This is a genomic window from Geodermatophilus sp. SYSU D01176, assembly GCF_054050015.1.
Genome location: NZ_JBJGYN010000003.1, coordinates 188,978 through 202,525 on the forward strand (window position 1 = coordinate 188,978; position 13,548 = coordinate 202,525).

At 76.4% G+C, this 13,548-nt stretch carries 12 protein-coding genes; 5 read left to right on the plus strand and 7 right to left on the minus strand.

Annotated elements, in window-relative coordinates; translation table 11 throughout:
- The first annotated feature begins 59 nt into the window (after nt 1–59).
- Nucleotides 60–3,002, plus strand: coding sequence for an ATP-binding protein (locus ACI78Z_RS03720; protein ID WP_457035169.1), 2,943 nt, complete (start codon nt 60–62; stop codon nt 3,000–3,002).
- A gap of 62 nt (nt 3,003–3,064) precedes the next feature.
- Complete coding sequence (locus ACI78Z_RS03725; protein ID WP_457035170.1) at nt 3,065–3,652, plus strand: serine acetyltransferase; 588 nt, start codon at nt 3,065–3,067, stop codon at nt 3,650–3,652.
- 76 nt (nt 3,653–3,728) lie between these two features.
- Here the strand turns inward: ACI78Z_RS03725 and ACI78Z_RS03730 are convergent, their stop codons facing one another.
- The 6 genes from ACI78Z_RS03730 to ACI78Z_RS03755 all read right to left on the minus strand — a co-directional run bounded on the left by ACI78Z_RS03730 (nt 3,729) and on the right by ACI78Z_RS03755 (nt 8,529).
- On the minus strand, nt 3,729–5,522 hold the full coding sequence (locus ACI78Z_RS03730) for a DEAD/DEAH box helicase (protein ID WP_457035171.1): 1,794 nt from the start codon (nt 5,520–5,522) through the stop codon (nt 3,729–3,731).
- Nucleotides 5,523–5,718: 196 nt separating this feature from the next.
- The gene (locus ACI78Z_RS03735; protein WP_457035172.1) at nt 5,719–6,111 is read right to left on the minus strand and encodes a type II toxin-antitoxin system VapC family toxin; all 393 of its coding nucleotides are present in this window, start codon (nt 6,109–6,111) and stop codon (nt 5,719–5,721) included.
- On the minus strand, nt 6,108–6,383 hold the full coding sequence (locus ACI78Z_RS03740; RefSeq protein WP_457035173.1) for a type II toxin-antitoxin system Phd/YefM family antitoxin: 276 nt from the start codon (nt 6,381–6,383) through the stop codon (nt 6,108–6,110). Before ACI78Z_RS03740 ends, ACI78Z_RS03735 begins: the two co-directional genes overlap by 4 nt.
- Nucleotides 6,384–6,423: 40 nt before the next feature.
- The gene (locus ACI78Z_RS03745) at nt 6,424–7,272 is read right to left on the minus strand and encodes a CPBP family glutamic-type intramembrane protease (RefSeq protein WP_457035174.1); all 849 of its coding nucleotides are present in this window, start codon (nt 7,270–7,272) and stop codon (nt 6,424–6,426) included.
- A 2-nt stretch (nt 7,273–7,274) separates the two neighbouring features.
- Nucleotides 7,275–8,210 carry a CPBP family intramembrane glutamic endopeptidase gene (locus ACI78Z_RS03750; protein ID WP_457035175.1) on the minus strand — a complete coding sequence of 312 codons (936 nt, stop codon included), beginning with the start codon at nt 8,208–8,210 and terminating at the stop codon, nt 7,275–7,277.
- A gap of 1 nt (nt 8,211) precedes the next feature.
- Nucleotides 8,212–8,529 (minus strand): hypothetical protein, encoded by a 318-nt coding sequence (locus tag ACI78Z_RS03755; protein ID WP_457035176.1) that lies wholly within the window; start codon nt 8,527–8,529, stop codon nt 8,212–8,214.
- Between the two features lie 103 nt (nt 8,530–8,632).
- Between ACI78Z_RS03755 and ACI78Z_RS03760 the strand changes: the two genes are divergently transcribed.
- The 3 genes from ACI78Z_RS03760 to ACI78Z_RS03770 all read left to right on the plus strand — a co-directional run bounded on the left by ACI78Z_RS03760 (nt 8,633) and on the right by ACI78Z_RS03770 (nt 11,743).
- The gene (locus tag ACI78Z_RS03760) at nt 8,633–10,891 is read left to right on the plus strand and encodes an ATP-binding protein (protein ID WP_457035177.1); all 2,259 of its coding nucleotides are present in this window, start codon (nt 8,633–8,635) and stop codon (nt 10,889–10,891) included.
- Nucleotides 10,892–10,979: 88 nt separating this feature from the next.
- Entirely contained in the window at nt 10,980–11,408 is a 429-nt protein-coding gene (locus tag ACI78Z_RS03765) for a hypothetical protein (protein ID WP_457035178.1), read from the plus strand.
- Nucleotides 11,405–11,743, plus strand: coding sequence for a winged helix-turn-helix domain-containing protein (locus tag ACI78Z_RS03770; RefSeq protein WP_457035179.1), 339 nt, complete (start codon nt 11,405–11,407; stop codon nt 11,741–11,743). Before ACI78Z_RS03765 ends, ACI78Z_RS03770 begins: the two co-directional genes overlap by 4 nt.
- A gap of 118 nt (nt 11,744–11,861) precedes the next feature.
- Here the strand turns inward: ACI78Z_RS03770 and ACI78Z_RS03775 are convergent, their stop codons facing one another.
- Nucleotides 11,862–13,547 (minus strand): DNA repair helicase XPB, encoded by a 1,686-nt coding sequence (locus tag ACI78Z_RS03775; protein ID WP_457035180.1) that lies wholly within the window; start codon nt 13,545–13,547, stop codon nt 11,862–11,864.
- Nucleotide 13,548 lies beyond the last annotated feature (1 nt).

Genomic DNA, 13,548 nt, shown 5'->3' on the forward strand with positions numbered 1-13,548 from the left:
AGGCCCCGGGCGCCGGCGTCGTCCCGGTCCCGTCGGTGGACCGTGCCACGATCGGTGCCGTGCCGCAGTGGGACGACGACCGGCCGCTGGTGGGGCGGGACGCGGAGCTCGCCCGCCTGCTCGCGGCGGTCGACCGCGCCGTCGAGGGCCGCCCCTCCGCGGTGCTCCTGGCCGGTGACGCCGGCGTCGGCAAGACCCGGCTGCTCGACGAGCTGGCCACCCGGGCGGCCGAGCGCGGCCTGCGCGTCCTGACCGGGCACTGCGTCGACCTCGGCGACGTCGGGCTGCCCTACCTGCCGTTCGTGGACCTGCTGCGCCCGGTGGCCGCGGGGTCACGACTGCCGGGACTGCTCTCCGGCCGCGGTGTGCCCGCGGTGCCCGAGCTGCCGCCGGGGGACGTCGCCGACCTCGGCCGCCCGCTGGTCCGCCGTCCCGTCGCCGACGGCGGGCGGCTGCAGTTGTTCGAGTCCGTCGCCGCGGTGCTGGGCGAGCTGGCCGCGGAGACCCCGCTGCTCGTCGTCCTCGAGGACGTGCACTGGGCCGACCGCTCCAGCCGTGACCTGCTGCGCTACCTGCTCGCCCGGCTGACCGAGGACCCGGTCGCGCTCGTCGCGTCCTACCGCTCCGACGACCTGCACCGCCGCCACCCGCTGCGCCCGTTGCTGGCCGAGCTGGTGCGGCTGCCGGTGGTCGAGCGGCTGGAGCTGGGGCCGCTCCCGGACGCCGCCGTCGGCGAGCTGGTGCGCGGCCTGGCCGCCGGCGTGTCCGACCGCACCGTCGAGGACGTCGTCGCGCGCGCGGAGGGCAACGCCTTCTACGCCGAGGAGCTGCTCGCGGCGGGTCTGGCCGGCGAGACGCTGCCCCTGGGGCTGACCGACGTGCTGCTGGCGCGGGTGGAGCAGCTCGGCGAGGCGGCCCAGCGGGTGCTGCGGGTGGCCGCCGTCGCCGGCCGGCGGGTGCGGCACGACCTGGTGGCCGCGGTCAGCCGGCTGCCACCGGCCGAGCTGGAGGCCGCGCTGGCCGAGGCCGTGCACCACCACCTGCTCGTGGTCTCCGACGGCCGCTACCGGTTCCGGCACGCCCTGCTGCGCGAGGCGGTGCTGGCCGACCTGCTGCCCGGCGAGCGGGTGCGGCTGCACGCGACGACCGCCCGGTACCTGGCGGAGAACCCCGGAGCCGGCACCGCCGCCGAGCTGGCCCACCACGCCCGCGCCAGCAACGACCTCGCCGGGGCGTTCTCGGCCTCGCTGGAGGCGGCGGCCGAGGCGTGCCGGGCCGGCGCGCCCGCCGAGCAGCTGCAGCACCTGGAGGCGGCGCTGGCGCTGTGGTCGGCGGTGCCCGACGCCGCCGCCCGCGCGGGGCGTGACCAGCCGGCGCTGCTGCTCGACAGCGCGGCGGCCGCGCGCACCGCCGGGGAGCCGCAGCGGGCGGTGGCGCTGATCCGCTCGGCGCTGGACCTGCTCGGCCCGGACGGCGACCCGGTCGAGCGGGCGCGGGTGCACTACCGGCTGGCACAGGCGCTGAGGCTGATCGAGGACCAGGCGGCGGCCTACCGGGAGAGCAGCCGGGCCATGGCGCTGGTGCCGGCCGACCCGCCGTCCCCGGTGCGGACCTGGGCGGCGGCCACCCACGCGCGCACCAGCTGGTCGCTGGGCCGGCGGGCGGAGGCCGACGCCGCGGCCGACGAGGCCCTGGCCGCCGCGGACGCGCTCGGCCTGGACGGCGCCTGGGCCGACACCGCGGTCTCGCTGGCCGGGATGCGCGGCGGCAGCGACCTGACCGGCCGGCTCGAGGAGGCCCTCGTGCGGGCGCGGCGGTCGGGGGACACCGACGTCGAGCTGCGGGTGCTGTTCAACCTCGCCGTCGGCCCCTACGAGGCCGGGGACGTCGCCGCGACGCTGCGGTGGGTCGAGGCGGCACTCGCCCGGGCCGCCGAGCTCGGCGTCGAGTGGTCCTTCTACGGGGCCGAGCTGCGGCACCTGGGCGTGACGGCCCGCTACGTCTCGGGCGACTGGGACGCCAGCCTGGAGCTGGCCGACCGGCTGGCCCGCGTCCCGGAGATGGCAGCGCACGTGCGCGCCGCCGGGTTGCTGGTGCAGGTCGGCCGCGGGGACCCGACGGCCGCCGAGCGCGTCGTCTGGGCCCGCGGGCTGACCACCCGGCTGGACGCGCACGTCCTGCTGTTGGTGGCGACGGCCGGGGCGGAGATCGACCTCGCCGCCTGGGCCGGGGACGCCGCGACGGCCGTGGAGCGGGCCCGCGAGGCGGCGCAGCAGGTGCACGCGTACTGGGACGCCGACCGGCTGGCCGTGCTCCGGCTGGTCGCGACCGCGCTGGCACCGGTGGGGGACGCCGCCGCGGCCGCCCGGCTGCAGGGCGACGACGTCGGCGTGCGGCGCTGGGTCGCGGCGGGGGAGGACCTGGTCGGTCTGGCCCGCTCGGCGGTCGCGGACCACCTGCGCGACATCGGGCCGTTCGGCGTGGAGGCGGCCGCGTGGCAGGCCCGGGTCGAGGCCGAGGCCGCCCGCCTGGCCGGCCGGGCCGACCCCCGGCTCTGGCGGGCCGCGGTCGACGCGTTCGGCTACGGGCACGTCTACGAGCAGGCCCGGTCGCGCTGGCGGCTGGCCGAGGCGCTGCTGGCCGTCGACGACCGGGCGGCTGCCACCGAGGAGCTGCGGGCGGCCGCGGAGGTCGCCACCCGGCTCGGTGCCGCACCGCTGCGGTCGGCGGTCACGGCGCTGGCCCGACGCGGGCGGCTGGACCTGCCCGGGGTCGGCCGGGTCCCCGACGCGGCCGCGGTGTTCACGCCGCGCGAGGCCGAGGTGCTCCGGCTGCTGGCCCAGGGCCGCACCAACCGGCAGATCGGCGCGGAGCTCTACATGAGCGAGAAGACCGCGAGCGTGCACGTCAGCCGGATCCTGGCCAAGCTCGGTGCCGGCGGGCGGACCGAGGCGGTCGCCCTCGCCGCCGCCCGCGGGCTGCTCACCCCGGCTCCGGGCTGACCGCCCGACCCTGCCCGGTCGGGGAGCTGTCAGCGGGCGTCGTGCTCGGGCAGGGTGGCGGCGTGCCCGCCGTCGAGTCCGCGCGCCACCCGGCGACCTGGCTGGTGATGGCATGGGCCTGGCCGCTGTGGCGGGCGGTGCAGGGCAGCGCCGCGGGGCCGTACACCCGCCGGGACGCGGAGCGGTGGGCGCAGTGCCTCGACCGGCCGCGGCTGGACCGGCTGCCAGAATGCGCGCGGTTCGGCTGGCTGGTCGCCCGGCACCCGGAGTTCCGCTCGCTGGTGCACTACCGGCTCACCCCGCTGCCGTGGGTGGTGCGGCTGCTGCTGCGCGCGGTCTACCGGCCGCTGCCCACGCTGCACCTCAACTGCGCGGTGATCGGCCCGGGGCTGTTCATCGAGCACGGCTTCGCGACCACGCTGACCGCGTGCACCGTCGGCCGGGACTGCCGGGTCAACCAGCAGGTCACCGTCGGGCACACCGGGCGCGGTCAGCCGGTGATCGGGGACCGGGTGAGCATCGGGGCCGGCGCCGTCGTCGTCGGGCCGGTCACGGTCGGGGACGACGCCCGCATCGGCGCCAACGCCACCGTCGTCCGGGACGTGCCACCCGGCGCGGTCATGCTCGCCCCAGCCGCCGTCGCACGGTAGGGGCCATTGCCGGCTCTTTCCCTGCTCTGCTGGTGCTACGTCACCCGCAGAGCACGGAGAACGCCCGCAGTGCCACTCACAACATGGTGCGCAGGCGCTCGCGGCGGGCGCGCAGCACGTCGACCGACGCCGAGGCCGACGGCGGCCCGGGCACGGACTTGCGCAGCTCGGTGTGCACCACCCCGTGCGGCCTGGACGTCTTGGCCGCGACCCGCGCCACCAGGCGGTTGATCTCCCGGCGCAGCTCGGCGGCGTCGCGCCAGGATCGGCCGGCGTCGTCCTCGTCCGGGTGGTCCTCGACGAGCGGCAGCTCGCCGGTGTCGTCGTCGTGGTGGGCCCGCTGGGCGATGCGCAGCCGCAGTTCGTCATCCCGCTTGGCCAGCAGCGACGCCGTCTGCTCGGCGGTGAGCAGGCCCGGGATGCCGAGGAAGTCCTCCTCCTCGGCGGCGAGCGGCGCGGCCGGCCGGCCCTCCCCGGTGTGCGCGGTGCCGCTGGCCAGCACGTGGGCGAAACGGGCGTCGGCCTCCAGCGCCTCGAACTGCTTCATCGTGACCGGCTCGCGCTCCTTGGGCGGGAGCGGCTCGAGGTCGAGGTCCTCGGGGTCCTTCGCCTTCGGCGGCGGCATGACGTGGTTGCGTTGCTCCTCCATGGACGCCGCCAGCGAGAGCAGCGGCCGGACGGCGGGGAGGAACACCGTCGCCGACTCGTGCGACGCCCGGGCGCGGACGACGCGGCCGACCGCCTGGGCGAAGAACAGCGGCGTCCGGTAGGAGGTCATCCACGCCAGGACGGCGGCCCGCGGGACGTCGACGCCCTCGGAGATCATCCGCACGCAGACCGCGATCCGGGCCGAGCCGGTGGCGAAGCGCTCGATCTTCTTCGACGCCTTGGGGTCGTCGGAGAGGATCAGCTCGGGCGCCTTCCCGGTGACGCGGCGGACGATCTTGGCGTAGGCGCGGGCGTCGTCCTGGTCGCTGGCGAGGATCAGCCCGGCGGCGTCGGGCATGCCGCCGTCCTCGCGGAGGTGGGTGATCCGGTCGTCCATGGCCGCGATGACGTGCGGCACCCACTGGCCCTTGGGGTCCAGCGCCGTGCGCCAGGCCTGCATCTCCACCGAGCGCGTGCCCGCCTCGGACAGCGAGGCGGCGACCACCTCGCCGGCGGAGTTCCGCCAGCGCGAGGTGCCGGTGTAGGCGGCGAAGACGACCGGGCGGACGACGTTGTCGGCCAGCGCCTCCTTGTAGCCGTAGGTGTAGTCGGCGCGGCTGACCAGGCCCATGCCGGCTTCCCCGTTGTCGCCCTCGAAGCCGTCCTCCTCGTAGCGGACGAAGGGGATGCGCTCGTCGGGCTTGGTGCGGAACGGCGTCCCGGTCAGGCAGAGCCGGCGGGCAGCGCGGCCGTGGGCCTCCTCGACCGCCTCGCCCCAGGAGAGGCCGTCGCCGGCGTGGTGCACCTCGTCGAGGATGACCAGCGTCTTGACCGCGGTGGACCGGGCCGCGTGCAGCATGGGCTTGCCGGCCACCTGCGCGTAGGTGGTCACGTAGCCCTGGGTGCCGGCGCGCACCGGGCCGACGGCGTTGGTCAGCCCCGGGTCGAGGACGATGCCCATCCGGTCGGCCGCGTCGGCCCACTGCAGGCGCAGGTGGTCGGTCGGGCAGACGACGACCACGCGGGCGACCTCGCGTCGCTGCAGCAGCCGTGCGGCCAGGGTGAGGGCGAAGGTCGTCTTGCCGGCGCCCGGGGTCGCGGTGACGAGGAAGTCCTTCGGGGACTCCTGCTCGTACTTCTCCAGAGCGGCCTGCTGCCACGCCCGGAGCGGTCGGCTGGTCCTCTGCGGGGCGACCGCCTCCGCGCGTGCTGCACTCGCCATGTCGAGGGCCATCCTGCCTGCGCGCCGAGCAACACGCCCAACCGGCCACCTCCCGCGCGTCCCGCCCGCGACGACGTATGGCGCCCGTCCGCAGCCCCCTGACCTGGTCGGACGTGATCGGGTGGCCGTCGGTGTGGCGCTCGTCTCGCGCGGCGGACGGGCCGTTCCGTCCCGCCGACCCCACCGGCCCCTCGGGTCAGGACGGCGCGACGACCGGCAGCCCCGCGTCGGTGGCCGCCCGCGCCAGTCGCTCGTCGTAGACCACGAAGGCGTCCAGGGCCGACCCGAGGCTCAGGGCCGTCGCCAGGTGGAGGGCGTCCAGGCTGCGCAGGGACGGCGGTCCGAGGTCAGCGGCCGCGTCCAGCAGGTCGGGGGTGATCGGGACCAGGTCCATCCCCGCGAGGAGTCTGCGAGCGCTCGGTACCGCCGTGGCCCGGGAGCGGGCTACGGCACGCACGACCTCGACACGGGTCAGGGAACTGGCCGACCACATGGCCTCGGCACGTGCTTCCAGCCACGCGTGCAGGGGCGCGGTCTCCGGTTCGCGGACGACGAGCTTCGTGAGAGCGGAACTGTCGAAGGCGATCACAGTCGCTCGGCACGCTGTTCGGCCAGGGCCTCCGAGACGCTCGGCGCTCCAGGGGAGGCCGCCACAGGTTCCGGGATGAAGCGTGGCCCGGTGGCCGGGATCAACCGGCCCTCGGCGATGAGCCGCTCGCGCGCGCTGGCTGCCGGGGACGGTGGAGCGAGGATCGCGACGAGCTCGCCGCGCTCGGTCACCTCGACCGTCTCGCCCGCCTTGACGAGGGCCAGGTACCGGCTGGCGTTCTGCCGCAGCTCGCGCACGCCGATGCGGGTCATGCCCACCACGGTAGCACCGGAGGTGCTACACGTTCCCGACTCAGCGCCGGGTCCGCAGCGCCAGCAGGGCGCCGGCGGTGAACAGCACCGCGGCGACGACGGCGTACAGCGAGGGCTGAGCTCCGCCGAGCAGGTCGTCCACCAGGTTGCCCTCGTTGTTGGCGACGTTGAGCGTCGCGTGCACGAGCCCGGCCGCCAGCAGGCTGCCCGCGGCGCCGCGGACGGTCGCGCCGACCAGGAGCCGCATCAGCACGCCCAGCAGGAGCAGCCCGCCGATCGAGAGCGCGAGCCGGCCGGGTGCCAGGTCGCCGGTGAAGGACAGCGGCACGTGGACCGCGGCGAACGGGACGGCGGTGAGCGCCGCGGCCGGGAGGAAGCCGAGCCGCTGCTCCAGCCGGCCCTGGAAGAAGCCGGCCCAGACCGTCTCCTCCCACAGGTGCACGAGCAGCACCGCGGTCAGCACGGAGAAGGCGCCCCGGCCCAGCGTGGCGAGCAGGTCGCCGGTCTCCAGGCCGGCTCCGGCGAGCAGCCCGACGGTGAGGGTGAGCACCGGCAGGGCCAGCAGCACCGCGGCCCACCAGCCGGCACCGAAGCGCCACCGGACCGCTCGGCGGAGCAGGGCCCGGACGGCTCCGCGCCCGTCGGCGACCGCGGTGACCCACAGCGCGGCGGGCAGCATCACCAGCAGCGTCGTCCCGAGGGCGAACGGCTCCTGGGGCAGCGGGCCGCCGGGGAGGACCCCGTGCGCGGTCAGCGCCGGGACCGACATGAGCGGCCACCCGACGGCGAACAGCAGCACGAGGAAGGTGGTCAGCGGGCGCCGCGCGACCCGGTCGCGCAGGCCGCGCGGCGGGGCGGGGACGGGACGGCGGGCGTCGGTCGTGGACATCGTCACGACCCGCTTCCGGTCCGGTGCAGGCCGGACGGCGTGCCCGTCTCCTGCTCCTCGGCGGTGCCGCGACCCCGGACGAGGGGTGCGGTGACCGCCGTGAGCAGGGCGACGGCCAGCACGGCGAACAGCACCGGCTGACCTCCGGACAGCAGGTCGTCGACGATCGAGTCCTCGCTGTTGCTGGCGTTCCACATGGCGTGCAGCACCGCGACGGCGAGCACACTGCCGGCGGTCCCGCGCAGGACGATCCCGGCCAGGAGCCGGAACAGCAGCGCGACGCCCAGGAGGAACCCCAGCTCGGTCAGCACCGAGGACGCGGTGAAGTCCTCGGCGAACGACATGGGGACGTGGATGGCGGCGAAGGCCACGCCGGTCAGGGCGGCCGCCGCCACCAGACCGTGCCGGCGCTCCAGGTGGACCTGCACGAACCCGGCCCACACGGTCTCCTCCCACAGGTTGACCAGGAACAGGGGGAGGAGGGCGGCCAGCGTCCCGCTGATCAGGACCGACGGCAGGTCCGCGGTGTCCAGGTCCCGGCCGAGCACCAGGCCGAGGACGACGGTCCCCACCGGCACGGCGAGCAGCACCGCGGCCCACCAGCCGAGACCGAACCGCCAGCGGAACGTGCGCGCGAACAGCCGACGCACGCCGGCGCGGCCCTCCGCGACGGAGACGACCCAGGCCGCGGTGGGGAGCACCACCAGGACGGTGAGCGCCAGGGCGAAGAACTCGAAGCGGAGCTGCCCGCCCGGCAGCACCCCGTGGTGGGCGAGTGCGGGCACGGCGAGCACCGCCCACCCCAGGGGGAGCGCTATCAGCAGGAAGGCGGTCACGGGACGGCGGGCCACCCAGCCGCGCCAGCCGTCCGCGGTGGTGTCGCCGGTACGGGGGGCCGCCGCTACGGGGGTGCGCCGGCCGTCGTCGAGAGCGGACATGTCAGTACCTGCTTCCTGTTCGGTGGTGGGGAGGCCCGTCCAGCGCGCGCGCCGGGGTGACGGACGCGGTGGGCAGGGCGGCCAGGTCGCGGGCGAGGACGACGTCGACCTCCCGTTCGGCCTGCACGAGGCACAGGCACCGGCCCTCGTCGGGGAGGAGCCAGGCGGCGCACCAACGGATCGCCGTCCCGGCCGCGCCGAGCCGGGTCACCGCCCGGTGGAGGGCGCGGTGCATCTCCACCGCGTCCTCCACCGACGGCGGGCAGCTCCGGAACTGCACGAGGAAGAGCCCCGCCTCCCGGTGCCGCCGCTCGCCCATGCGGCCACGCTCCCGCCGGCCGGCGGGGCCCGCGTCGGGAGGTCTACCGACGGCGGTACGGGTTCCTCCCACGGACCCGTACCCGGCGCTACGGTCCCCGGCCATGGTGCGGCGGGCAGCCCCCGCGGCGGGGCCCCGGCTGCCGGCCGAGCGCAGCTCCTTCGTCGGCCGGCGGGCCGAACTGGCGCGGCTGCGCGAGCTGCTGGCGGAGTCCCGGCTGGTGACGCTGGTCGGGCCGGGCGGGGTGGGCAAGACGCGGCTGGCGCTGCGGGCGGCCGACGAGCTCCGCCGGTCCTTCCCCGACGGGGTCGCCCTGGCCGACCTGACCGCCGTGCCCGACCCCGCGCTCGCCTCCGCGCAGGTCGCCGCCGCCTTCGACGTCCGGGACAGCACGGGCCGCTGGCTCCCCGCGTCGCTGGCCGACGTCCTCGGCCGGCGGCGGGTGCTGCTCGTGCTGGACAACTGCGAGCACCTGCGCGACGCCTGCGCCGTGCTGCTCGACGCGCTCCTGCCGGCCTGCCCCGGCCTCTCGGTCCTGGCGACCAGCCGGACGCCGCTGGACCTGCCGGGGGAGGCGCTGTGCGCGGTGCCGCCGCTGCCGGTCGGCGCGGGGTCGGAGGCGGTGACCCTGCTGGCGCAGCGGGCCCGGGCGGCGGCCCCCGGCCTCGTGCTGACCCCGCGGGACGACGACACGCTCACCGAGCTCTGCCGCCGGCTGGACGGCATCCCGCTGGCCATCGAGCTGGCCGCCGTCCGGCTGCGCACGCTGACCCCGGCCGAGCTGCTGGACCGGCTGGACGACCGCTTCGGGCTGCTCCGCCGGTCGGGGCCGTCGGGGCCGGACCGGCACCGCACCCTGCGGGCGACCATGGAGTGGAGCGCCGGCCTGCTCGGCGAGCGCGAGCGGCTGCTGTGGGCGCGCGGCTCGGTCTTCGCGGGGGGCTTCGACCTGCCGGCCGCCGAGGCGGTGTGCGCCGACGGCGCACTCCCGGGGGAGGACCTGCTCGACGTCGTCGGTGCCCTGGTCGACGCGTCGCTGCTCACCGTGGTCCGGGACGGCGCCGGGAGCCGGTTCGGGATGCTGGAGACCGTCCGGGCGTTCGGCCGCGGCCTGCTCGACGCATCCGGGCAGGCGGACGCGGTGCGCCGGCGGCACCGGGACTGGTGCGCCCGGCTCGTGGCCGGCGCGGCGGCGGACTTCCTCGGACCCGGGCAGGTCGCCGCCTTCGACCGGCTCGCCGCGGTGCACGCCGAGCTCGCCGGAGCGGTGGAGTACTGCCTGCGCACGCCGGGGGAGGAGGCGGCCGGCCTCGCCGTCGTCGCCGACGCGTGGCTGTACTGGGCGGCCCGCGGCCACCTCGGCGAGGGACGGCGCGCGCTGGACCTGCTGCTGCGCGCCGTGCCGGAGCCCTGCGCCGAGCGGGCTCGGGGGCTCCTCGTCGCCGGCTACCTCGCGCTCGTCGCGACCGATCCGGAGACGGCCGTCCCGTCGCTGGAGGAGGCGGCGCGGGACGCCGACGCCCTCGACCTGCCGGCGGTTGGGGCGCTGGCCACCCAGTACCTCGGCCAGGCGGCGCTGTTCCGGGGGGACCTGCCGACCGCGGACCGGCTGCTGCGCGCGGCGGCGGCCCGGCACCAGGCGGCCGGGACGCCGGCCGCCTTCTGCTGGGCCGACGTCGGGGTGGTGGCCCTGCTCGCCGGCGACCCCGGGTCGGCCGACGCGGCCTTCGGCACGAGCCTCGCGACCGCGGCCGACCCGTGGACGCGGTCGCACGCCCTGTGGGGCCAGGGGCTGGTGCGGCTGGCCCGCGGCGACCCCGGAGCCGCCGGCTGCCTCGAGGAGGAGGCGCTGCGGCTCATGCGCGAGGTCGACGACCGCAGCGGCGTCGCCCTCTGCGTGACCGCGCTCGGCTGGACCGCGGCCGCCCGCGGGGATGCCGAGACGGCCGCCCGGCTGGCCGGCGCGGCGGAGGCGGTCTGGCGGTCGGTGCCGGCGCGGCAACCGGCGCCGCTGGCCGCCATGGACGCGCACTGGGCGGGCGGAGCCCGGCGCGCGCTCGGCGAGCAGCGGTGGCGCGCCCGGTACGCCGAGGGCAGCGCCCTGGAGCGGGCCGCGGCGGTCGCGCTGGCCCTGGGGGAGGGGCCGGCGGCCGGGACGCCGGAGCCGCCGCCGTCCGGCCCGCTCACCCGCCGCCAGCGCGAGGTGGCCGACCTCGTGGCCCAGGGGCTGACCGACCGGGAGATCGCCGCCCGGCTGGTCATCTCACCGCGGACGGCGGAGTCGCACGTCGAGCAGATCCTCACCCGGCTGGGCTTCCGCTCCCGGGCGCAGATCGCCGCGTGGACCGCCGCGCAGGACTGACCCACGGCCCGCGGCGCCAGGGCGAGAAACTACTTGCAACGGTGGAAAGTACATGCCACGGTGACGTCCTCGAGCCCAGGAGGTCGCCATGTCCCAGACGGAGCCCGGCGCGCTGCTCGCCGCCGACCACCTCGCCACACACGCACGGATGCAGGCCGCGGTCCGTGCGGCAGCGTTCCGTTACGTCGGCTGGCTGCTCGCCTTCGCCGCGCTGAACGTCGTGTACCTGACGGGGCTGGGCCTGCTGACCGACGACGGCTCCGTGCTCTGGCTGACCGCCGCCCACCTGCTGGGTACCGCCGGGCTCTGCGTGGGCTTCCTGTCCGGCCTCCCGCTCACCCCGTCCGGCTTCTCCCGCCGCTGGGTGCGCGCACTGCTGTCCTGGGGAGCCGTCTTCGCCGTGGTCCTCGTCCTCGGCCTGCTGTTCTTCCGTGGTCAGCCGCTGTTCTGGTTCCCGGCGGCGCTGGCCAGCGCCGTCCCGCTCGTCCTCGGCGCCCGCGCGGAGGCGCGTGCGTGACCAGCGCGCCCTCCGGCGTCCCGGCCGGCGTCGTCCACCCACGGCACCGGCTGGACGACGTCATCCACGCGCCGGTGCGGTTCTCCGTGGTGGCGGCTCTGGCCGGCACGACCGAGGCGGAGTTCGGCTGGGTGCGCGACGTCGTCGGCGTGACCGACTCGGCCTTGAGCAAGCAGGTCAGCACGCTGGAGCAGGCGGGCTACGTGCAGGTGCGCAAGGGCTACGTCGGCAAGCGCCCGCGGACCTGGCTGCGCCTCAGCCCCAGGGGCCGGGAGGTGTACACCCGGCACCTGCAGGCGCTGCGCGAGATCACGGAGGGTGGCGCACCGTCCTGACGGCGGCCACGCCTGACCGTCGTGCGCGAGGAGCCCAGGACCGGCATGGTCCTGGGCTCCTCGCGTACGGCGCCGGCCCCGCCGCGAGCTCGTGGGCGGTGGGGCAGGGGGTCCTTCGTCAGTCCGCGGGCTCGTCCACCCAGTCGGGGCCGTTGACCTCGCCCGGGCCGGCCAGGTCCGCGGCATCGACGATCGTGTACGCGTAGCCCTGCTCGGCGAGGAAGCGCTGCCGGTGGGCGGCGTACTCGGCGTCGAGGGTGTCGCGGCTGACCACGGTGTAGAAGTGCGCCTGCCGGCCGTCGGCCTTGGGGCGCAGCACCCGGCCCAGCCGCTGGGCCTCCTCCTGCCGCGAGCCGAACGTCCCCGACACCTGGACGGCGACCGCGGCCTCGGGCAGGTCGATGGAGAAGTTGGCGACCTTGGAGACCACCAGGGTCCTGATCTCCCCGGCGCGGAAGGCGTCGAAGAGCTTCTCCCGCTCCCGGTTGGTCGTCGAGCCCTGGATCACCGGGGCATCGAGGGCGCGGCCGAGCTCGTCGAGCTGGTCGAGGTAGGCGCCGATGACCAGCTTCTGCTCGTCGGGGTGCCGGTCGAGCACCCGGCGGATCACCGGCAGCTTGCTCGTCGCGGTCGCCGCGATCCGGTAGCGCTCCTCGGGCTCGGCGACCGCGTAGGTCATCCGCTCCTCGTCGTCGAGGGCGACCCGCACCTCGATGCACTCGGCCGGCGCGATGTAGCCCTGGGACTCGATGTCCTTCCACGGGGCGTCGTAGCGCTTCGGGCCGATGAGGGAGAAGACGTCGTCCTCCCGGCCGTCCTCGCGCACCAGCGTGGCGGTCAGGCCCAGCCGCCGACGGGACTGCAGGTCGGCGGTGAGCCGGAAGATCGGCGCGGGCAGCAGGTGCACCTCGTCGTAGACGATCAGGCCCCAGTCCTGCGCGTCGAACAGGTCCAGGTGCCGGTACTCGCCCTTCCGGCGGGTGGTGATCACCTGGTAGGTCGCGATGGTGACCGGGCGGATCTCCTTGCGCTCGCCGGAGTACTCGCCGATCTCGTCCTCGGTCAGCGAGGTACGGGCCAGCAGCTCGCGCTTCCACTGCCGCCCGGACACGGTGTTGGTGACCAGGATCAGCGTGGTCGCCTTGGCCTCGGCCATCGCCGCGGCGCCGACCAGCGTCTTGCCCGCCCCGCACGGGAGGACGACGACGCCCGAGCCGCCGGCCCAGAAACCGTCGACGGCCTCCTGCTGGTAGTCGCGCAGGTGCCAGCCGTCCTGCGCCAGCTCGATGGGGTGCGCCTGCCCGTCGACGTAGCCGGCGAGGTCCTCGGCCGGCCAGCCGATCTTGAGCAGCGCCTGCTTGAGCCGGCCGCGCTCCGAGGGGTGGACGACGACGGTGTCGTCGTCGATCCGCGCGCCGAGCATCGGGGCGACCTTCTTGCTGCGGACGACCTCCTCCAGCACCGCCCGGTCGGAGCTGGTGAGCACCAGCCCGTGCACCGGGTCGTTCTGCAGGGTCAGCCGGCCGAAGCGGTCCATCGTGTCGGCGACGTCGACCAGCAGCGCGTGCGGCACCGGGTAGCGGGAGTAGCGGACCAGCGCGTCGACGACCTGCTCGGCGTCGTGCCCCGCGGCGCGGGCGTTCCACAGCGCCAGCGGGGTGACCCGGTAGGTGTGCACGTGCTCGGGGGAGCGCTCGAGCTCCGCGAACGGCGCGATGGCCGCCCGGCAGTCGCGGGCGGCGGGGTGGTCGACCTCGAGCAGCAGGGTCTTGTCCGACTGGACGATCAGGGGGCCGTCAGACACG

What these genes read in the sequence shown, in the direction of transcription:
- ACI78Z_RS03745 (WP_457035174.1), bottom strand. Translation starts at nt 7,272, where the DNA reads ATGTCCACGACCGACGCCCGCCGTCCCGTCCCCGCCCCGCCGCGCGGC.
- ACI78Z_RS03730 (WP_457035171.1), bottom strand. Translation starts at nt 5,522, where the DNA reads ATGGCGAGTGCAGCACGCGCGGAGGCGGTCGCCCCGCAGAGGACCAGC.
- ACI78Z_RS03750 (WP_457035175.1), bottom strand. Translation starts at nt 8,210, where the DNA reads ATGTCCGCTCTCGACGACGGCCGGCGCACCCCCGTAGCGGCGGCCCCC.
- ACI78Z_RS03755 (WP_457035176.1), bottom strand. Translation starts at nt 8,529, where the DNA reads ATGGGCGAGCGGCGGCACCGGGAGGCGGGGCTCTTCCTCGTGCAGTTC.
- ACI78Z_RS03740 (WP_457035173.1), bottom strand. Translation starts at nt 6,383, where the DNA reads ATGACCCGCATCGGCGTGCGCGAGCTGCGGCAGAACGCCAGCCGGTAC.
- ACI78Z_RS03765 (WP_457035178.1), top strand. Translation starts at nt 10,980, where the DNA reads ATGTCCCAGACGGAGCCCGGCGCGCTGCTCGCCGCCGACCACCTCGCC.
- ACI78Z_RS03760 (WP_457035177.1), top strand. Translation starts at nt 8,633, where the DNA reads ATGGTGCGGCGGGCAGCCCCCGCGGCGGGGCCCCGGCTGCCGGCCGAG.